Source organism: Amycolatopsis sp. NPDC043889 (genome assembly GCF_056435645.1).
Window position 1 is genome coordinate 224,389 of sequence record NZ_JBWKEC010000007.1, and the last position, 20,588, is coordinate 244,976.

Consider the following 20,588-nt stretch of genomic DNA (forward strand, 5'->3'; position numbering starts at 1 on the left):
GCCCGAGCTGCGTCGACGCGACGTCCATTACTACCGGGATGTCCGTAATGCAAGGTCTTCCTTGGGGTGAAACCGCGACTTAGTCTCAGCCTGCGCTCCTAAGTGGAACGCGCTTCACCTCTGAGTCACCCCAACGATCCGGCGGGCTTCGTCATGCCCGTGGGTCGACCCTGCCTGGGAGGAATATCTTGAACAATTCCCTGGGAACCTTGAAGAGACGACTGCCCGCCTTCGGTGTGGCCGCGGCCGTCGCCGTGCTGACGGCGCTGGGCGGCACCACCGTCGCGTCGGCGGCCGAGGGTTCGATCGTCAACGCGGGTAGCGACAAGGCGATCAAGGACAGCTACATCGTCGTGCTGAAGGACGGCTCGTCGGTCGAAGCCACCGCGAAGAGCGTGACCCAGCGCCACGGCGGCACGGTCGAGAAGACCTTCGCGTCTTCGGTCCGTGGTTTCTCCGGTGCGCTGACCGAAAAGCAGGCGAAGCGCGTCGCCGCCGACCCCGCCGTCGCGTACGTGGAGCAGAACCAGACCGTCTCGATCTCGGCGGACCAGCTGAACCCGCCGTCGTGGGGCCTGGACCGGGTCGATCAGCAGAGCCTTCCGCTCAACCAGAAGTACAGCTACAGCACCACGGCGTCGAACGTCACCGCGTACGTCATCGACACCGGCATCCTCACCACGCACCCGGACTTCGGCGGGCGCGCGACCCATGGCCGTGACACGGTCGACAACGACAACAACGCCACGGACTGCCAGGGCCACGGCACCCACGTCGCCGGCACCATCGGCGGTACCGCGCACGGTCTGGCCAAGGGGGTCAAGCTCGTCGCCGTCCGCGTGCTGAACTGCTCCGGTTCCGGGACGACCGCCGGCGTCATCGCCGGTGTCGACTGGGTGACCGCGAACGCCGTCAAGCCCGCCGTCGCGAACATGAGCCTCGGTGGTGGCGCTTCGACGACCCTCGACCAGGCCGTCCAGCGGTCGATCGCGGCAGGCATCACCTACGGTCTCGCGGCCGGTAACGACACCGGTGCCAACGCCTGCAACACCTCGCCCGCCCGCACGCCGGAAGCGATCACCGTCGGCTCGACGACGAACACGGACGCGCGGTCGAGCTTCTCCAACATCGGCACCTGCCTCGACATCTTCGCGCCGGGCAGCGGCATCACGTCGACGTGGCTGAACAACGGCACCAACACCATCAGCGGTACCTCGATGGCGACCCCGCACGTCGTGGGCGCGGCGGCCCTGTACGCCTCCGCCAACCCGACGGCCACGCCGAAGCAGGTCCGTGACGCGCTGGTCGCCAACGGCACCAAGGACAAGGTGACCAACCCGGGCACCGGGTCGCCGAACGTGCTGCTCTACACCGGCGCCGGCGGTGGCCCCGACCCCGAGCCGACCCCCTGTGGCACGCAGACCAACAGCGGCGTCGTCGCCATCCCCGACGCCGGTGCCGCGGTGACCAGCACGATCACCGTCGCGAACTGCGCCCGCAACGCCTCGGCCACCACCAAGGTCGCGGTGAACATCACGCACACCTACGTCGGTGACCTCGTCATCGACCTGGTCGCGCCGGACGGCAGCTCCTACCGCCTGAAGGGTTCGAGCAACGACTCGTCCGACAACATCAACACCACCTACACCGCCAACGTCTCGAGCGAGGCCGCGAACGGTGCCTGGAAGCTGAAGGTCCAGGACGTCTACCGGATCGACACCGGCACGCTCAACAGCTGGTCGCTGACCGTCTGATCCACCCCTGGAGTACGTGAAGGCCCCCTTCCTCCTGCTGGGAAGGGGGCCTTCACGTCTCCGGAGAGTGATTCGGCGCCCAGTTGCGGCGTTCGTCCACTAAGGACCTTCGCGAGGCTTTAACCTCTCCGCATGCAGCCCGGACCGCCCTATCAGCAGGGACCTCAGCAGCCGTATCCGCCGCAGGGATATCCGGGGTATCCGCCGCCCGGATACGGCCCGCCGCCCAAGAAGTCGAACACCGGGCTCATCGTCGGCCTCGTCATCGGCGCGGTCGTGCTGCTCGGCGGTGGCGGGGTCGCGGCCTTCCTGCTGCTGTCCGACTCCGGTTCGTCGTCGACCGCGGCGCCGACGTCGTCCAAGAAGACCGGTCCGCCGGACAAGTACTCCAAGCTGCCCACCTGCCAGAAGATCGGGACCGGGGTGAGGAACCTGCCGCCGCTCGAAACCCCGAAGGGCGAGGAGCCGGCGAGCACCTCGAACAACGACATCATCTACACCGCGTCGTCGTGTTCCTGGCGCGAATACGGGGCTCCGTCGGCTTCGGTGACCATGTACCTGGCGAAGTCGAAGGAATCGGGCACGGGTGCCGGCGAGGACTGGGCCAAAGCGGGCTACGACAATGCCATGCGGGACGGCGGCGAAGTGATCCCCACCCTCGCCAAGGCGACGAAGGCCGGCTATAACGACATCCGGTCCGATGGGCAGTGCTCGATCAAGCTCTACCAAGGCAACGTCGAAGCGCAGATCATCGTGAGCGGCGCCGACCCGTCCAAACCGCTCGACCAGACGCTGTGCAAGGAGAACGCCTTGAAGGTCGCGAAGGCGACCTCCGAGGCGATCGGTTAGCCGATTTCGGTGACCTGGACCTGCCCGGTCGGCCCGTCGCCGAACGGGTTCTCCCAGCCGTGCCACTCCGCGGCGAGGACGTAGAGCGAACGCCCGTCCTCGCCGCCGAGCGTGCAGGAGAAACAGCCTCGGTCGGCTTCGACCTTCTGAAGCACTTCGCCTCCTTCGCGGACGCGGACGCAGTGCTTGCCCGCCACGTCCGCGTACCAGACGGCGCCGTCGGCATCGAGGCAGATGCCGTCCGGGTGGTCGCCGCCGAGCTCGGCCCATACCCGCCTGCCGGACAGCGAGCCGTCCTCGGCGATGTCGAACGCGGTGAGCCTGCTGCCGTACGACTCGGCGACGATCAGCGTCGCGTCGTCGGGCGTGACGGCCATGCCGTTGCCGAACAGGATGCCGTCGGCGACCTGGCGCATCTCGCCGTCGCGGGTGACGACGGCGATGGCGCCCGGCGCCTGGAAGTCGTTCATCCCGTTGACGAAGGCGTTGCCGCGGCCGTCGACCACGACCTCGTTCCAGAGGGAGGCGACCGGGCTCAGATCCGCGTAGGTGCTCAGGTCCGCGTTGAGCAGGCGAGCGTTCGGGCCGTCGACGATGAGAAGGCGGCCGTCGGGGAGCCAGTCGAAGGTGATCGGCATCGCGGTCGGCACGTTCGCGATCAGTTCGCTCTCACCGCCGGGCGTGACCGCGAGGATCTGACCGCCGCCCCAGTTCGCCAGCCAGAGGCGGCCGTCGTGCCAGCGGGCGGATTCGGGGAGCTTGAGGCCGTCGAGCAGGGTCTTCATGGTGTCTCCTTCGGTCGTTTGCCCACTACACGAACGGGCCTCACCGTTTTCGACACCTCAACGCCGTGAAGGCCTCCTTCCCTACCTTGAGAGTAGGGAAGGAGGCCTTCACGGACTTCTAGGCGATCAGTCGAAGGCCCGCGCGATCAGCGCCTTCTGCTCGACCTCGTGCACCTTGGACGAACCGGCCGACGGCGCCGCCATCGGACGACGCGACACGACGTCCAGGCTGGAGAACACCTCCGGGAGTTTCCGCGGCAGGTTCAGGCCGAAGAACGGCCACGCACCCTGGTTCTCCGGCTCCTCCTGGACCCAGACCGCGGGAGCGCCGTTGTAGCGCTCGAGCGCCGCCAGCAGCTTCTTCTTCGGCAACGGGTAGTACTGCTCGACCCGCACGATCGCGATGTCGTTCGCCTCGCGCTTGGCGCGCTCGGCCACCAGCTCCCAGTACAGCTTGCCGGAGGTCAGCAGGACCTTGCGCACCTTCGACGGGTCGACGTCGGCGTCGTCGATGACCGACATGAACTTCGACTGGCCGGTGAAGTCCTCGACCGCCGAGGTCGCCGCCTTGTTGCGCAGCATCGACTTGGGGGTGAAGACCACCAGCGGCCGGTTGACCCCGTCGAGGGCGTGACGGCGGAGCAGGTGGAAGTAGTTCGCCGGCGTGGACGGCACCGAGACGGTCATCGAGCCTTCGGCGCACAGCGAGAGGAAGCGCTCGATACGGCCGGAGGTGTGGTCCGGGCCCTGGCCTTCGTGGCCGTGCGGCAGCAGCAGCACGACGTCGGAGAGCTGGCCCCACTTGGCCTCGCCGGAGGAGATGTACTCGTCGATGACGGTCTGCGCCCCGTTGACGAAGTCACCGAACTGCGCTTCCCACATGACCAGCGCTTCGGAGTTGGCCACGGAGTAGCCGTATTCGAAGCCGACCGCCGCGTACTCGGACAGCGCCGAGTCGTAGATCATCACGCGGCCCTGGCCGTCGGCCAGGTTCTGCAGCGGCGAGTACTCCTGGCCGGTCTTGCGGTCGATCAGCACCGAGTGGCGCTGGGTGAAGGTGCCGCGGCGGGAGTCCTGGCCGGACAGCCGCACCAGGCGGCCTTCCATGGCCAGCGAACCGAAGGCGAGCAGCTCACCGAACGCCCAGTCGATGCCGCCCTCACGGGACATCTTGTGGCGGCGTTCCATGACCGGCTTGACCCGCGGGTGCGGGGTGAAGCCCTCGGGCACGTTGAGGAACGCGTCGCCGATGTGCTCGATGACCTCGGTGGTGGTCGCCGTGGGCACCTTCGCCGGGACCTGCTGCTCCTCCTCGACCGAGGGGCTGGCCTTCGCCGGGTGCTTCTCCAGCTCGCGGACCTCGTTGAACACGTGCTCCAGCTGGCTGGAGAAGTCGCGCAACGCGGCTTCGGCCTCTTCGACGGAGATGTCGCCGCGGCCGATCAGCGATTCGGTGTAGGTCTTCCGGACCGAACGCTTCGTGTCGATGATGTCGTACATCGCCGGCTGCGTCATCGAGGGGTCGTCGCCCTCGTTGTGGCCGCGGCGGCGGTAGCAGATCAGGTCGATCACGACGTCCTTGTGGAACGCCTGGCGGTAGTCGACGGCCAGCTTGGCCACCCAGTGCGCGGCCTCGGGGTCGTCGCCGTTCACGTGGAAGATCGGCGAGCCGATCATCTTGGCGACGTCGGTGGCGTACTGGCTCGAACGAGAGTGCTCGGGCGCGGTGGTGAAGCCGACCTGGTTGTTGACGATGACGTGCACGGTGCCGCCGGTGCGGTACCCGCGCAGCAGCGCGAGGTTCAGCGTCTCGGCCACGACACCCTGGCCCGCGAAGGCCGCGTCGCCGTGCATCAGGACAGGCAACACAGTGAAGCCCCCTGTGTCACTGTCACCCTTGTCGAGGATGTCCTGCTTCGCGCGGACGATGCCCTCGAGGACCGGGTCGACGGTCTCCAGGTGCGACGGGTTCGCGGTCAGCGACACCTTGGTCTCGCCGTCGCCGAACATGCGGAAGTACTTGCCCTCGGCGCCGAGGTGGTACTTCACGTCACCGGAACCGTGCGCCTGGCCCGGGTCGAGGTTGCCCTCGAACTCCTGGAAGATCTGCGCGATCGGCTTGCCGACGATGTTCGCGAGCACGTTCAGGCGGCCGCGGTGCGGCATGCCGATGACGACCTCGTCGAGTTCGTGCTCGGCGGCCTTGTCCAGCAGCGTGTCGAGCAGCGGGATCGCCGTCTCGCCGCCTTCGAGGGAGAACCGCTTCTGGCCGACGTACTTGGTCTGCAGGAAGGTCTCGAACGCCTCGGCGGCGTTGAGCTTCGAGAGCACGTACTTCTGGACTGCGGGGTCCGGCTTCTCGTGCGGGATCTCGACGCGGTCCTGGATCCAGCGGCGCTCCTCGGGGTCGAGGATGTGCGTGTACTCGATGCCGACGGTGCGGCAGTACGAGTTGCGCAGCACGCCGAGGATGTCACGCAGCTTCATCCGCTCCTGGCCGGCGAAGCCGCCGACCGGGAACTCGCGGTCCAGGTCCCACAGGGTCAGGCCATGGGAGAGGACGTCGAGGTCGGCGTGGCTGCGCTGCCGGTAGTTCAGCGGGTCGGTGTCGGCCATCAGGTGACCGCGCATGCGGAAGGCGTCGATCAGCTCGATCACGCGCGCGGTCTTGTCGACCGGGCCGTCCGGGATGTCGGCGACCCAGCGGATCGGCTCGTAGGGCAGGCGCAGGCTGGTGAAGACGTCGTCGTAGAAGCCGTCTTCGCCGAGCAGCAGCTCGTGGATGCGCTTGAGGAACTCGCCCGACTCCGCGCCCTGGATGATGCGGTGGTCGTAGGTCGAGGTCAGCGTCATGATCTTGGAGACGCCGAGGTCGACCAGGGCCTTCTCGCTGGTGCCCTCGAAGTGCGCCGGGTATTGCATGGCGCCGACGCCGATGATCGCGCCCTGGCCCGCCTGCAGGCGCGGCACCGAGTGGTTGGTGCCGATGCCGCCGGGGTTGGTCAGCGAGATCGTGGTGCCGGCGAAGTCGTCGGCGGTCAGCTTGCCGTTGCGGGCCTTCTTGACGATCTCCTCGTAGGCCTGCCAGAACTGCATGAAGGTCATGTTCTCGGTGGCCTTGATGGAGGCCACGACGAGCGTGCGGGCGCCTTCCTTGCCCTTCATGTCGATCGCGAGACCGAAGTTCACGTGCTCCGGCGTGACCGCGAACGGCTTCCCGTCGATCAGCTGGTAGTGCCGGTTCATGTTCGGGAAGTTCTTCAGCGCGCGGACCATCGCGTACCCGATGAGGTGCGTGAAGGAGATCTTGCCGCCGCGCGTGCGCTTGAGGTGGTTGTTGATGACGATGCGGTTGTCGGCCATCAGCTTCGCCGGGACCGCGCGCACACTCGTGGCCGTCGGCACGGACAGCGAGGCGTCCATGTTCTTCGCGATCGCCGCCGCGGCGCCGCGGAGCTGCTTCGACTCCGGCTCGGCGTCCTTCTCGGCGGGGGCCTTCTCAGCCGCCTTGGGCGCGGCCTTGGGTGCCGCCGCCTTCGCCTCGGTCTTCGGGGCCGTCTTCGGCGCAGCCTTCGCCGGGGCGGTCTGCTTCGCGGTGGACTCGGCGTTGCGGACCGTTTGCGGCGTCGGCTTGGCGGCCTGGCCGTTGGTGTCCGGGCTCCCCTTCGCGGTCTCCGCAGAGGTCTGACGTGCGTCGTCAGCCTTCGCCTGCGCGTCCTGCGTTGGCTTGAAGTCCGCGAAGAAGTCGTGCCAGGCGGCATCGACTGAGCTGGGGTCGGCAAGGAACTGGTCGTACATTTCCTCGACGACCCACTCGTTGGGGCCGAATTGTGACGCAGGGCTGCTGCTGGACACGGCTTGGACTCGCCTCTATCCGTCTCGAGATCTTGAACACCGCTGATGCGCCTACCAGGCTAACCCCCTCGGTCGCGGCCGTGTGATGGAACTGGCCTGTGTGAGGCGTGGCGCACTAGGTGATGGGTCACTGTCTCGATCAAGAGACCGAAAATCGGCCCCGTCCGCGTCCTGCTGGGGAGCAAGGGACCTTTGCTCTCGTTTTCACCGTCCGTGCTGGTCAGGTCACTGTCCCGTCGGCAAAGGTTGGCTGGGACGTCGTGCCCGGACAGCCTGGAGTTCACGTCAGGGGGTTTCCCTGGGCGGAGGATGCGGCCGGTGTCGTGCCGGCCGCCGATCGCCCGCGAGGTGGTGGCAGCCGATGTGGCTGGACGAGTGCCCGTCGTTCTGGGACGAGGGGCGTGTGCGCCCGCTGATCACCGAGTCCGGCAAGGTCGTGCTGATGTGCGACTCGTGCTCGGCGGTCTGGCCGACGCTCGCCGACTTCAAGGAGATGGAGCACGTCGAGCCCGACGAGCCGGACTGGACGGTGACGGCCGGGGTGCATGTCCGGCCGGGGACCGTCCGCTGGGCTTCGGCTCAGGACCTCGAGGTCGCCGGGATGAGCGGTCTCAAGTGGCGGCCTTAGCCGGGGTACGGACGCTCCGCGGGTAGCAGCGCTTCGGCGTCTTCGATGCGGTTCGCCGCGACCAGGGCGCCGACCTCGTGCATGACCGGGGTGACGTCGGTGACCGCCGTGATCCATTTGTCGACATAGCGATCGACGGCTTCGTCGCTCAGGCCCATCTGGAGCGAACGGTGCTTCAGGGTACCGAGCCGGATGCTGCGTTCCGGATCCCACTGGATACGGACCGGGCTGGCCCTGACCTCGTCCTGCCACGTCTTCAGGTCGGGGTGGACGTCGGGGTCGAAGTGGCTGAGCGCCGCGTGTTCGAGCGCCCACGCGAAACCCTCGCGGGTGATGTCGAGGGCGAGTACGCGCTCTTGGCCGGGCTTCGCGGCCCAGCCGCAGCGGTACGCCATCCAGAGGAAGGACGGCTTGATCCAGGTCATGCGTTCGCGTTTGAACGGCGGCACGAAAGTGCCCGCCTCCAGTGCGGCGTCGGCGATGGCCGGCGAGTACGCCTGATAGACGCGGATGGTGGTCTCGGTGTGCACGGCGCGGATCTGCCGCGCCGGGATCTCTTCGTTCATTTCCCGTGCAGCGTGGCAGACGCCGGTGTCGGCGCGCGACCGAAATTCCCTTGCCCGTCGGGTCATGCTGAACGCATGGCATTGCTGCGCAAGGGTTCGCGACGGATCGTGGTCGACGAGACCGCTTATCGGTGGATCGTCCGGCGGAAGCCCACCTACGCACAGGACGGCGGATATTTCCTTTCGTACGGGGTGGAATTGGAGGACGCGCGGGGTGCCGTTCTGGTGGTCCGGACGGATCACGCGCATCCGGTGAACTACATGGGGGTGCCGTCGAAGGCCGTGCTGCCTTCGGATGTCGAACGGGCGATCCGGCTGGCGCTGGCGCGAGGGTGGGAGCCGTCGGCTCCGGGGGCGCAATTCCAGCTGGATCTCTCCGCCGCGTGAACGGCGTTTCGGGCTGGAACCCGAATTGCCGCTCGCGACACCCTCCGCCGGAGCCGCGTTCCTGGTGAGCGGGGGCGGATGTCGTGAGTGGTAAGGACGGTTCTAGCCGTCCTTACCACTCACGAGGGGACCTGGGCCAGCCTTAACGTGCCGTTGCCGGCGTTCTGGTGTCCGTGAAGGCCTCCTTCCTTACCTTGAGTGTAGGGAAGGAGGCCTTCACGGACCCGCGATCGACCGGGAGCCACCTCCGGTAGGTACGCAAGACACCGTTGGCTCTAACCGTCCTTACCACTCACGAGGCCCAGAACCGGCGATGTCACGTGACTGACCGGACGACACACGTGATCCGGTGGACGACACGCGTGACTGGACGGACGACACGATCGCGGCCGGGGTTCCGCCACGAGTCGTCCGCCCGATCACGTGTGTCGTCCATCCAGTCACGCGAAACCGCCACCACTCACGAAAGCTGGTCAGCCCAAGGACCAAAGGCGCGCGTAGTGACCGTCCGCCGCGAGCAGTTCCGCGTGCGTGCCCTGTTCGATGATCCGGCCGTGGTCCAGCACCACGATCCGGTCCGCCTTGGCGGCGGTGGCGAGGCGGTGCGCGACCACGAAGGTCGTGCGGCGGCGCGCGAGCTGCTCCGTCGCGCGCAGGACGGCGGCTTCGGTGGACGGGTCGAGGGCCGCGGTCGCCTCGTCGAGCAGGAGGACGTCCGGATCCACGAGTTCGGCGCGGGCGAGGGCGACGAGTTGCCGTTGTCCCGCCGAAAGAGACCGTCCGCGTTCGCCGACGGGCTGATGGAAACCGGCAGGGAGCGCGGCGACGCCGTCGAGCGCGCCGACCGACCGTACCGCTTCCTCGACCTCCGCGTCCGTCGCGGAAGGCCTGCCGTAGCGGACATTGTCCGCCACAGTTCCCGAGAACAGATGCGCTTCCTGCGGTACCACGCCCATCCTCGTGCGCAGTGCGGCCAGGTCGTACTCGCGGATGTCCGTGCCGTCGATCCGGACCACGCCGCCTGTCGCGTCGTAGAAGCGCGCGACGAGCTTCACCGCCGTCGACTTCCCGGCGCCAGTCGCACCGACCAGGGCGACTGTCTCCCCGGGTGCGACCTCCAGCGTCAGTTCCTTCAGCGCGGGCTCATCCGTTGCGGTGTAAGCGAAATCGACGTCCTTGAAGGAGACTTCACCACGCAGCCGCTCCGGGACCGGGACCGGGTTTTCCGCCGCCGGAACGGAGGTCGGCGTGCGCAGCAGATCGCCGATGCGCGTCAGGCCGACCCGCGCCTGCTGGTAGCCGTCGAACACCGAGGACAGCTGCTGGATCGGCGAGTAGAACTGACCCAGGTACAACAGGAACGCCACCAGCACACCGGCCGACAGCGTGCCCGCCGCCACCCGGTTCGCGCCGACGATCAGCACGACCACCTCGGCCAGTCCGGAAAGCATTGCAGCGAAAGGAAAGTACGTCGCGACATAGCGCTGGGCCCGCAGCCGTGAACGCCGGTACTCGTCGCTGCGTGAAGCGAACTTCTCCGCCGTCCGCTCCTCGCGGGTGTACGCCTGCGCGACCCGCAGCCCGTTCACGTTCTCCTGCATGTCCGCGTTGACGACACTGACCCGTTCCCGGGCTTCGGTATACGCCTTGGACGACGCCCGGCGGAAGATCACCGTCGCCACGATGAGGATCGGCAGCACCGCGAGCGCGTACGTCGCCAGCCCGATGTCGGTGATCATCAGCGCCGCCGCGATCCCGACCAGTGTCAGCGCGCTCACCACGGCCTGCGCGACGCCGGTCTGCAGGAACGTCGAGAGCGCGTCGACGTCGGTCGTCATCCGGGTCATGATCTTCCCGGACAGTTCGCGTTCGTAGAAGTCGAGCCCGAGCCGTTGCAGATGGGCGTAACTGCGGACGCGCAGCGAATACAGCACCGTCTCGCCGACCCGCGCGGTCATCCTGGTCTGGAGGTAGACCACCAGCCAGTCCGTGAGAATCACCAGCGCGCCGATGACGGCGGCCAGCCAGATCACCGCCTCCGCCCCGGCGCGCACCCCGTTGTCGATGCCGTGCTGGTAGAGCGCGGGCATCGCGATGGTGGCCAGCGCGTCCGCCGCGACCAGCCCGATCACCACGGCCAGCGGGCCGCGTACCGGTTTCAGCAGCCGGCCGAGGCGGAACTTCGGTTCGGGCGCGGTGACATCGGTGCCCGGCAGGCGCGGGACGTCGGTGGCGGGCGGCAGTTTCCGGACGCCTTCGACGAGTTCGGGGCTGGGCGGCAGGTCGACGTCCCATTCGCCGCCGGTGCCCTTCCGCTCACCCGGCAGCTCGTGGGCCTTGTCCTGCTCCGGCCACAGCGCCGGGGTGATTCCCGAGGGGCCGCAGTCCAGGCCTTCGCAGCGATGTGGCTCCTCGACGTCGTCACCCGGGCCCGCGACGAGTTCGCGGAACAGCGGACAGCGCGCGAGCAGCTCCTCCTCGGTGCCGACGTCGACGACGCGACCCTTGTCGAGCACGGCGATCCGGTCGGCGAGGGCGAGGGTGGAGCGACGGTGCGCGATCAGCAGTGTCGTCCGGCTCGCGGTGACCGACCGCAGCGTGTCGTGGATCGCGGCCTCGGTGACCGTGTCGATGGCGGAGGTCGCGTCGTCGAGGACCAGCACGCGCGGATCGGTCATCAGCGCCCTGGCGAGGCCGAGCCGCTGTCGCTGGCCGCCCGAAAGCGTGAGGCCGCGCTCGCCGACGAGGGTGTCGTAGCCGTCGGGGAGGCGCTGGATGAACTCGTCCGCCTCCGCCGCCCGCGCGGCCGCGCGGATCTCCTCGTCGCTCGCGTCCGGCCTGCCGTAGGCGATGTTGTCTCGTACCGACGAGGAGAAGAGGAACGCCTCCTCGAAGACCACGCCGATGACGCTGCGCAGTTCTCGCCGCCGGACCTCGCGGACGTCGAGGTCGCCGACCTGGACCGAGCCGCTGTGCACGTCGTAGAACCGGGGGAGCAGCAAGGAGATCGTCGACTTGCCGGAACCGGCCGTGCCGACCAGCGCGAGCGTCTCGCCCGGCCGGGCCTCCAGGGTGAGACCGTCGAGGACGGGATCCGACCGCGTGTAGCCGAAGGAGACGTCCTCCAGCCGGACGCCGAGCGGTCCTTCGGGCAGCGGCCGCGCGTCCGGGCTGTCGACTACGTCCGGCTGCGCGTCGATCAGTTCGTTGACCCGTTCCGCGCCCGCCCTGGTCAGCTGGGCCTGCACGACGAGGCTCGAGATCATCCGTGCCGGGCCGATCAGGATGGACAGATAGGTCGCGAACGCCAGGAAGGTGCCGAGGCTGACTTCACCCTTCAACGCGAGGATGCCGCCGACCGCCAGTACCGCGACCTGACCCGCCGCGGGGAGCGCGGCCGTCGTGGCCGTCGGCAACGACGAGAGCCGGGCCGCGCGCATGCGTTCCGCGAAGAGCTTCTTCGCTGTCTTCTCCAGCTTCGCGACTTCGCGCGCCTCCTGGCCGAAGCCCTTCACGACGCGTACGCCGGTGACGGTCTCCTCGACCTGCTGCGCGACGTCGGCCGCGCGCTGCTGGGCCGCCCACGTCGCCGGGAAGAGCCGCTTCCGGCTCACCGCCATGATGATCGCGATCGCGGGGGCGACCACCATCGCGATCAAGGTCAGCGTCGGCGACATCCACAGCATCGCGCCGAGCGACAGCAGCGCGAAGATCACCGAACCCGCCGAAAGCGGCACCTGCATCAGGACCGACGTGACCAGCTGCAGATCCGAGATCGCGCGGGAGGCGACCTGGCCGGTGCGCAGCGCGTCCTGTTTGCCGCCGTCGAGCCGGGAGACCGCGTTGAACACCTGGCGGCGCAGATCATGCTGGACATCGAGGGCCAGCCGCCCGCCGACGTACCGGCGGGCGAAGGCGTTGCCGAAGGTCAGCACCTGCAGCACCGCCATCACCGCGGCGAGCAGGCCGAGCCGGGAGGTGTCGCCCGCGACGGCGTCGTCCAGCGCCTCGCGGATCAGCAGCGGACCGGCGGCCTGCAGCCCGACGCCGATGATCGCCGCGCCCAGCGAGAGCACGACGAGCCAAGGATGTTTCCAGCACGAAGCGGCCAGGCGGCGGATCCAGCCTCCGGTGGGCGCGGGGGCGGTCTCACGAGCCGGACTGGCTTGACGCGGACGAGGTGGAGCAGTGGTCACCCCGCAAGCCTATGCGTCCGCACCGACAGGACCGGCCGGTTCGCGCAGGGCCGAACGCCATGAAAGGTCCTTTCCTTGCGAAATTTGCAAGGAAAGGACCTTTCATAGCGGTTGGGTGAGGCAGCTGTGACCTACGTGATGTCCTTCTTCTGGTTCACGGCCCAGCCGGCCAGGAAGAAGATCATCGTCCAGCCGAAGAAGATCAGCGCCGAGGCCCACCACGAGAACGCCCCGGGCGCACCGGCCGCGTACTGCAGCGCCCACGCGGTCTCGTCCTGCAGGCCGGGCACCTTCACGCCGGCGGCGCCGAACGCCTCGGCGCCGATGGCGCCCACGATGCCGTTGACCGTGCCGTTCGGCAGGACCCCGCCCAGCCACGTGATGTCGGCGGCGCCGAACATGACGAACACCAGGACGTTCTCGACCACCAGCATCCAGATGGTCAGCGTGATGATGCTGCCGACCACGCTGCGCCAGACCGCGCCGACCCCGATGCCGAACAAGGTCGCCAGGATCGTCGCGAGGACACCCGCGCCGAGCACGCCCAGCCACTGGCCCGCCGTCGGCAGGCGCGCGCTGTCGACCGTGATCACGGTGCCGAGGCTCGCCGCGCCCACGATGATCACACCGTAGATCGCACCCCAGGCGATGTAGGTGATCATCTTCGCGCTCAACGCCGAAACCCGGTTCGGGGCGGTGAGGAACGTCGTGGTGATCGTCTTCTTCGTGTACTCGCCGGCGAGGGCGAAGACACCGAAGATGATCGGGATCATCGTGCCGATGTTGATGCCGTGCCCGAGGGCGAGCAGGCCGACGGGCAGTTCGCCGGTCGAGATGCCGAGCGCCTCGGTCAGCTCACGGGTGTCGGAGCGGCCGAGGAAGTCGCTGAAGTCGTTGGTGACCATGCCCCAGAACAGGGCGAACGCGAAAGCGAAGACCACCGCGGGGATCATCAGCGCCCACCACGCCTTGAGCGTGAGCGTCTTGCGGAACTCCGCCTTGATCAGGTTGCCCATCAGCCCTGGCCTCCCCAGCCCTCGTTCTGGCCCTGCTGCTGCGCCTGCTGCTGAGGCGGCGCCTGCTGGTACTGCGGTTGCTGCGGCGGCTGGCCCTGCTGCTGGAACTGCTGCGGCGGCGCGAAACCGGGCGGCGGCGTGTTCTGCGGCGCGTAGCCGGGAGGCGGCCCCTGATAACCGGGCGGCGGGCCCTGATATCCCGGAGGCGGCCCCTGGTAGCCCGGCGGCGGGCCCTGCTGGAAACCGGGCGGCGGCGCGGCGTACTGACCCTGCGTCAGCTGGAAGAACATCCGCTCCAGATCCGCCGTCTCCTCCTGCATGCCGTAGACCGCGATGCTCGCCTTGGCCGAGATGTCACCGATCTGCTGCACCGTCGCGCCGGACACCGCGACCCGGCCGTCCGGCATCGGCGAGACCTGCGTGATCCCCGCCTCCTGCAACGCGGCGACGAGGCCGTTCGCGTCGGCGGACTGCACCAGCACCCGGGACTGGTTGCTCTTGCGCAACTGGTCCAGCGAGCCGTTGTAGCGCGTCATGCCCTGGCTGATGATCACGACCTGGTCGATCGTCTGCTCCACCTCGTTCAGAAGGTGGCTCGAGACCAGCACCGTGCGCCCCTCACGCGCGTACGCGCGCAGGAAGTTCCGAAGCCACAGGATGCCTTCGGGATCGAGCCCGTTCGTCGGCTCGTCCAGCACCAGCACCTGCGGATTCCCCAGCAACGCCGTCGCCAGCGCCAGCCGCTGCCGCATACCGAGCGAGAACCCGCCCGCCTTGCGGTCCGCCGCCGACGAAAGACCCACCAGCCCCAGGACCTCGTCCACCCGCTGATCCGGCATCCCGATCGCCGCCGAGTACACGCGCAGGTGATTCCGCGCCGTGCGTCCCGGGTGGAAACCCTCGTTCTCCAGCACCGAACCGACGACCCGCGCCGGATTCCCCAGCTGGTCGTGCGGGCGCCCGTTGATGGTCGCCGTGCCGTTCGTGGGCGTCACCAGCCCGAGCAGCATCCTCAGCGTCGTGGTCTTCCCGGCCCCGTTGGGCCCCAGGAAGCCGGTCACCGAACCCGGCTCCACCGTGAAGCTCAGATTCTGGACCGCGTTGACCGCACCGAACTGCTTGCTCAGGTTCTGCACCGCGATGCGGCCACTGCCGTCGTGCATACCGTCCCCTTTTGTTGACGAAGGCCGATCACGCGACATCCTGCCTCACGGGGTGAGTTCGCACCCGAGGAAGGGGTCAATCCGCCGAAAGCGACCTTCGTCACGTTCGGCACGGTGACGACTCGGTCCTCCGGCGCACCCGTCGCTGCGCCGAATGGCCGCTGACTACCGGTTATGCGCCGCCAAGCATGGAAAATCACCGACCATGAAGAGGCGCGGTGAACAAATAATTCGGAAGACATGGCAACCCCATGCAGCGCGACGGCGACTTATTGCCTACGATGGAGGAGGCGGCCCGCTCCCAGTGACCCCCAGGCTGGTCGAGCGGGCCGCCCTCAGCCCCTTTGCCCCACTTCGGTCGACGTTGGCGCGTCTTCCCGAAGGTGGGGCTTTGTCGTATCACCCGGGGGCCGAGCCCCCCGGACCCCCGCGGTGCGGTCGGCGGCGGTTGGCGGGTGGGTCGGCCTAGGGCGCGGGGCGCCCTGGCCAGGTGAGAGAGCTACGGGTGTGCCGGTGGCTCGTTCGGTGTCCCCAATGCCACATCGGAGACGCTCAGTGTCTCCAATGTCGCATTGGGGACTTCCTCGTTCGGCCTCGAAGCCACCGACGCCCGGAACGCCACGTTGCCTTGTCCCTTGAGTAACCGTCCCTGCCCACGAGCTGTCGTCGCGCGGAAAGGAGCGAGGGACCTTTGCGCACCGGGGTGGCAAAGATCCCTCGCGTGGGAGTGTGGCGTGGGGGGGGTCAGGCCAGGACGTCGGCCAGGTCGGTGGCGGCCAGGCCGTGCGCGGCGGCGACGGGGGCGTTGGTCAGGGCGCCCGCGTGCGTGTTGAGGCCCTTCGCCAGCGAAGCGTCGGCCTGCAGCGCCTTCTGCCAGCCGTGCTCCGCCAGCTGCACGGCGTACGGCAGCGTCACGTTGGTCAGGCCGTAGGTCGACGTCCGGGGCACCGCGCCCGGCATGTTCGCGACGCAGTAGAACACCGACTCGTGGACCTTGTAGGTCGGCTCGTCGTGCGTGGTCGGCCGCGAGTCGGCGAAGCAACCGCCCTGGTCGATCGCGATGTCGACCAGCACGCTGCCCGGGCGCATCCGCGAAACGAGTTCGTTCGAGACCAGCTTCGGCGCCTTCGCGCCGGGCACGAGTACCGCGCCGATGACCATGTCGGCCTCCAGCACGGACTGCTCCACCGACAGCGCGTTCGAGGTCACCGTGCGGATGCGGCCGCCGAAGTCGTTGTCGATCTGACGGAGCCGGTCGACGTTGGTGTCGAGGATCTCGACGTCCGAGCCGAGGCCGAGCGCGACCCGCGCCGCGTTGAGGCCCGCGACACCGCCGCCGATGACGACCACGCGCGCCGGGTGCACGCCGGGGATGCCGCCGGGCAGCACGCCGCGGCCACCGCTCGGCTTCATCAGCGAGAACGCGCCCACCTGCGGGGCCAGCCGTCCGGCCACCTCGGACATCGGCGCGAGCAGCGGCAGCGCGCGGTTCGGGGTCTGCACCGTCTCGTAGGCGATCGCGGTGGTGCCCGCGGCCAGCAGCGCGTCGGTCAGCGGGCGGTCCGCGGCGATGTGCAGATAGGTGAAGAGCACCTGGCCGGCGCGCAGCCGCGGATACTCCTCGGCGATCGGCTCCTTGACCTTGAGCACGAGCTCGCCCTCGGACCAGGTCTCCTCCGCGGTCGCGAGGATCTTCGCACCCGCGGCGAGGTACTCCTCGTCGGTGATGGACGAGCCGAGGCCGGCGCCGGTCTCGACGAAGACGTCGTGGCCGCGCCCGGTCAGTTCGTGCACGCCCGCCGGGGTGAGCGCCACCCGGTATTCATGCTTCTTGATCTCACGGGGGACGGCGATACGCACGGAATGCCTCCTGGCGGCGGGTCTGCGAACAAAGGTGCTGCCACTCACGGTGAGCCACCCGGACGGCGGTGTCATCGTTCGCCCGCGACAGTGTTGAGAACCGATCATGGTTTCGCGAGCACAATCGCTTGACCTCCAGTCAGCTGGAGCTTGCACCTTGGGTCACATGAGAGCCGTGTGGTTGAAAGAGTTCGGCGGGCCCGAAGTGCTCGTCGCGGGCGATGCCCCGGATCCGGTCCCCGCCGCGGGGCAGGTCCTGATCGAGGTGGCGTTCGCCAACATCACGTTCGTCGAGACGCAGTTCCGCGCCGGCGGAGGCGGGCCGTTCCGCGCCGAACCGCCGATGATCCCCGGCAACGGCGTCGGCGGCGTGATCAGCGCGGTCGGGGAAGGGGTCGACCTCGGCCTGGTCGGCAAACGCGTCGTGACCTCGACAGGCGGTTCCGGGGCGTACGCGGAACGGGTCGCGGTCGCCGCCGACGGTGTCTTCGAGGTGCCGGACGGCTTGGCCCTCGACGCCGCGGTGGCGATCCTCGCCGACGGCCGCACGGCGACCGCGCTCGTGACCGCCGCGCGTATCCGGCCCGGCGAGCGCGTGCTGGTGGAAGCAGCGGCGGGCGGTGTCGGCGGGCTGGTCGTCCAGCTCGCCAAGGCGGCCGGTGCCGAGGTCGTCGGCGCGGCGGGCGGCGCGGCGAAGACCGGGCACGTCCGGGAGCACGGCGCGGACGTGGCGGTCGACTACCGCGAGCCGGACTGGGCGGCGAAGGCCGGCGAGGTCGACGTCGTGTTCGACGGGGTCGGCGGCGAGATCGGGCAGAAGTCGTTCGGGTTGCTCAGGCCCGGCGGCCGGATGCTGATCTACGGACTGTCGAGTGGTTCGTGGACGGAGGTGTCCGAAGAAGACGCCGCCGCGCGCGGGGTCACGGTTATCCGCGGCCTCGGCGGACCGGCCGAGATGCGGGCGTTCACCGAGTCGGCACTCGCCGAAGCCGCCGCCGGACGGCTGGAACCCGTGATCGGTCAACGATTCCCGCTCGAACGGGCGGCCGACGCGCACGCGGTCATGCAGACGCGTGGCGCGATCGGCAAGACGTTGCTCGAGGTCTGATGTTCGACGTCGACGAATTCCTCGCCGGTCCGCTCACGGCCAGGGTCGCCACCGCGGGCCCGACCGTGCGCCCGGCCTGGTACCTCTGGGAGAAGCGGGCCTTCTGGATCCTCACCGGACCGTGGGCGCGGCTGGCCGGCCTCGTCCGCGAGTCGCCGTCGATCGCGGTGACGGTCGACGTATGCGACGTCGGAACCGGCCTGGTGCGGCAAGTGCTCGCGCGCGGTGAAGCGGAGGTGCTGCCCTTCGACGTCCCTCGTGGACGCCGGCTGCTGAGCCGGTACCTCGGTCGGGACGAACGCGAATGGGATGCGCGTTTTCGTTCTTACCTGCACGATGATCCCGAGGTGAAAGGGACCGTCTGGGTCCGGATGGTGCCGAAGAGATTCGTCGCCGAAGACCTCGGCTATCGGGTATGACGAACGGCCCTGCAACCTGCGAAACGGTAAATGCAGCACGATCGAGTCAAGATGTTGATCTTACTGGCCGGTAAGCTGCCATTCTGTTCCGCATGACAAATCAGGACTGGCGACGGGAGCGGCGCGTCCGCACCGTCGACACCGAAGGCAATCCGGCAGATGTCATCGTGGGCCTGGTCGAAACCCCGGGAAACGGCTACGAAGCCGCGCTGCGGGTCGACGGCGGCCCCGGTGTTCTTTTGCCGCTTTACCCCGGCGCCGATCTGCTCGCCGCGGTGCGGCAGACCATTGAGGACGGTTATCGCGCCAGCGCGCACTGAACCGTCGGATGTCAGGAAAGGGTCTTTCAAGACGTTTTTCGTCCTGAAAGACCCTTTCCTGACGTCTGGACACGGTTTTGTCGAACTACAAACTGTTCGTTATCGAGCATTTTGTAGTGGAATCAGCTCCATCGCAGGGAAACGAGTTGCGTGATCAGTGCCAGCCGGACATCGGGATCGTCGAGGTCCAGCGGGACGAGGTCGAGCAGCCGCCGCATCCGGTACCGCAGGGTGTTGGGATGGATCCGGAGTTCCTTCGCGGCCGCGCGCGGGTCTCCGGGATGCCGCAACCATTGATAGAGCGTGTCGACGTAGCCGCTCTCGTGGGCTTCGTCGTGCGCGCGCAGCAAGCCGAGCGGGCCGAGCTCGGCGACCCTCGCGGTACTCGCCGCCGTCGCCCCGCGGTGCAGCGAAAGTGCGGTCCACGCCTCGTCGAAGGCCACGACGCGGCCGGGCACGAGCTTCGCGCGAAGCAGCCCCAGCGCCTCGTCGGCCTGAAGCCGTGACGTCGCGAGCTCGCCGATTTCGCAGGCCGACCCGGCGGCCGCCCGTGGTGTCCCGCCCTTCCTCGACGACGGCAGGGCTTCGAGTGCGGCCCGGAGTTCGTTCCAGCCGTCGCCGTCGGGGACGACCGCGTAGAGCACGCCGCCGAGTTCGGTGGCCACCGGCCGCCTGCCGACACCCTGCGAGATCCGTTCGAGGAGGGCGAGCCGCAGGCCCTCGTCGTCGCGGCCGTCGCCGCCGGAGACCTCGATGACCACGACGCGGTGCGGCTCCTCGGAGAGGTCGAGTTCCGCGATCGCCTTGCGCGGGCTGGCCTTGCCTTCCAGTACGGCGCGCAGGAGTTCGGCCGAGACCCGGCGTTGCGAATCGGTGTGCGCGCGGCGGCGCAGCAGGTGCAGCGCGACGACGGGCGCGGCGTCGGCGAAAGCGGCCGCGCGTTCGTCGGAGACCGGGCCCGCGACGACCGCCCACATCGACCCCAGCAGCTCACCGCCCATCCGGATCGGCACGATGAGCCGGGGCAGGGTGCCGTCGCGCTGCGCGGGCACGAAGATCGTCTGGCGTCCGCGGGAAAGCTCGCGGAACACCCCTCGCGAACGGAACCGCGCGAGCACGTCGTCGGGGATGCGGCGGCCCATGATCGTGGACACGCGGGCCGAGTCGGTCAGGTCTTGCCTGGCCGAGTAGGCGAGCACCCGCGAGTTGGTGTCCTCGATGGTCACGGGCGCGTCGACCACCGAAGCGACGGCGTCCGCGAGCCGGAACAGGTCACCGGAACCGGGGCCGCCGCCGTCCTCCAGCGCGTCCGACTCGTCGGCCAGCGCGTCGAGGACCGTCCTGAGCAGCCAGACGAGCTGGGCCCACGACGTCGCCGAACGCACCTCGATCAACGCGATGTCCGCCGATTTCGCCGCTCGTTTCACCGAGGGTTTCGCCGCGAGCGGCGGTTTCAGCAGGACGGCGGCGGCACCTTTGGCCGCGCTGAGCCGGACGAGCTCCGCGGCGTCCGGCGTTTCGGTGATCGCGACACCTAGGACGAGATCCCCCGCGGCGAGGGTGTTGCCGGGTTCGGCGATGACGACGTCGCCGACGGCCGGGGACTCCTCGGGGACCTGGAGGGCGTGCAACAGCGTCGGACCGACCCGATCGACCACGCTCCGCACGGAAACCATGGGGCG

At 68.7% G+C, this 20,588-nt stretch carries 15 protein-coding genes; 7 read left to right on the plus strand and 8 right to left on the minus strand.

Annotated elements, in window-relative coordinates; all coding sequences use genetic code 11:
* Positions 1–188: 188 nt before the first annotated feature.
* A complete protein-coding gene (locus tag AC0685_RS16820; protein ID WP_478226331.1) occupies positions 189–1,754 on the plus strand; it encodes a S8 family peptidase in 1,566 nt (521 codons plus the stop codon).
* Between the two features lie 132 nt (positions 1,755–1,886).
* On the plus strand, positions 1,887–2,603 hold the full coding sequence (locus AC0685_RS16825) for a hypothetical protein (protein ID WP_478226332.1): 717 nt from the start codon (positions 1,887–1,889) through the stop codon (positions 2,601–2,603).
* Here the strand turns inward: AC0685_RS16825 and AC0685_RS16830 are convergent.
* Together AC0685_RS16830 and AC0685_RS16835 are read right to left on the minus strand one after the other, a co-directional pair.
* Positions 2,600–3,388, minus strand: coding sequence for an SMP-30/gluconolactonase/LRE family protein (locus tag AC0685_RS16830; protein ID WP_478226333.1), 789 nt, complete (start codon positions 3,386–3,388; stop codon positions 2,600–2,602). The two genes, AC0685_RS16825 and AC0685_RS16830, sit on opposite strands and share 4 nt — an antisense overlap.
* Before the next feature lie 126 nt (positions 3,389–3,514).
* Positions 3,515–7,243 (minus strand): multifunctional oxoglutarate decarboxylase/oxoglutarate dehydrogenase thiamine pyrophosphate-binding subunit/dihydrolipoyllysine-residue succinyltransferase subunit, encoded by a 3,729-nt coding sequence (locus tag AC0685_RS16835; protein ID WP_478226334.1) that lies wholly within the window; start codon positions 7,241–7,243, stop codon positions 3,515–3,517.
* Between the two features lie 361 nt (positions 7,244–7,604).
* Here AC0685_RS16835 and AC0685_RS16840 point away from each other — a divergent pair, with 361 nt between their 5' ends.
* Complete coding sequence (locus tag AC0685_RS16840) at positions 7,605–7,871, plus strand: hypothetical protein (protein WP_478226335.1); 267 nt, start codon at positions 7,605–7,607, stop codon at positions 7,869–7,871.
* On the opposite strand, the gene AC0685_RS16845 is transcribed toward AC0685_RS16840, so the two are convergent.
* A complete protein-coding gene (locus AC0685_RS16845) occupies positions 7,868–8,437 on the minus strand; it encodes a DUF4291 domain-containing protein (RefSeq protein ID WP_478226336.1) in 570 nt (189 codons plus the stop codon). The two genes, AC0685_RS16840 and AC0685_RS16845, sit on opposite strands and share 4 nt — an antisense overlap.
* Positions 8,438–8,512: 75 nt before the next feature.
* On the opposite strand from AC0685_RS16845, the gene AC0685_RS16850 reads away from it, so the two are divergent.
* On the plus strand, positions 8,513–8,824 hold the full coding sequence (locus AC0685_RS16850; RefSeq protein ID WP_478226337.1) for a hypothetical protein: 312 nt from the start codon (positions 8,513–8,515) through the stop codon (positions 8,822–8,824).
* A 473-nt stretch (positions 8,825–9,297) separates the two neighbouring features.
* Here AC0685_RS16850 and AC0685_RS16855 read toward each other — a convergent pair whose 3' ends face one another.
* The 4 genes from AC0685_RS16855 to ald form a co-directional block, all read right to left on the minus strand.
* Positions 9,298–13,020 (minus strand): ABC transporter ATP-binding protein, encoded by a 3,723-nt coding sequence (locus tag AC0685_RS16855; protein ID WP_478226338.1) that lies wholly within the window; start codon positions 13,018–13,020, stop codon positions 9,298–9,300.
* Between the two features lie 131 nt (positions 13,021–13,151).
* Complete coding sequence (locus AC0685_RS16860; protein ID WP_478226339.1) at positions 13,152–14,036, minus strand: ABC-2 transporter permease; 885 nt, start codon at positions 14,034–14,036, stop codon at positions 13,152–13,154.
* Complete coding sequence (locus AC0685_RS16865) at positions 14,036–15,199, minus strand: ABC transporter ATP-binding protein (protein ID WP_034309248.1); 1,164 nt, start codon at positions 15,197–15,199, stop codon at positions 14,036–14,038. The genes AC0685_RS16860 and AC0685_RS16865 overlap by 1 nt, the downstream gene beginning before the upstream one ends.
* A gap of 744 nt (positions 15,200–15,943) precedes the next feature.
* A complete protein-coding gene (gene ald, locus AC0685_RS16870) occupies positions 15,944–17,059 on the minus strand; it encodes an alanine dehydrogenase (RefSeq protein WP_378444572.1) in 1,116 nt (371 codons plus the stop codon).
* Between the two features lie 166 nt (positions 17,060–17,225).
* On the opposite strand from ald, the gene AC0685_RS16875 reads away from it, so the two are divergent.
* The 3 genes from AC0685_RS16875 to AC0685_RS16885 all read left to right on the plus strand — a co-directional run bounded on the left by AC0685_RS16875 (position 17,226) and on the right by AC0685_RS16885 (position 18,906).
* Complete coding sequence (locus tag AC0685_RS16875) at positions 17,226–18,167, plus strand: zinc-binding dehydrogenase (protein WP_478226340.1); 942 nt, start codon at positions 17,226–17,228, stop codon at positions 18,165–18,167.
* Positions 18,167–18,586 (plus strand): pyridoxamine 5'-phosphate oxidase family protein, encoded by a 420-nt coding sequence (locus tag AC0685_RS16880; protein WP_478226341.1) that lies wholly within the window; start codon positions 18,167–18,169, stop codon positions 18,584–18,586. Before AC0685_RS16875 ends, AC0685_RS16880 begins: the two co-directional genes overlap by 1 nt.
* A gap of 92 nt (positions 18,587–18,678) precedes the next feature.
* Complete coding sequence (locus AC0685_RS16885) at positions 18,679–18,906, plus strand: hypothetical protein (RefSeq protein ID WP_034309241.1); 228 nt, start codon at positions 18,679–18,681, stop codon at positions 18,904–18,906.
* 122 nt (positions 18,907–19,028) lie between these two features.
* On the opposite strand, the gene AC0685_RS16890 is transcribed toward AC0685_RS16885, so the two are convergent.
* On the minus strand, positions 19,029–20,582 hold the full coding sequence (locus tag AC0685_RS16890) for a helix-turn-helix domain-containing protein (protein WP_340683884.1): 1,554 nt from the start codon (positions 20,580–20,582) through the stop codon (positions 19,029–19,031).
* Positions 20,583–20,588 lie beyond the last annotated feature (6 nt).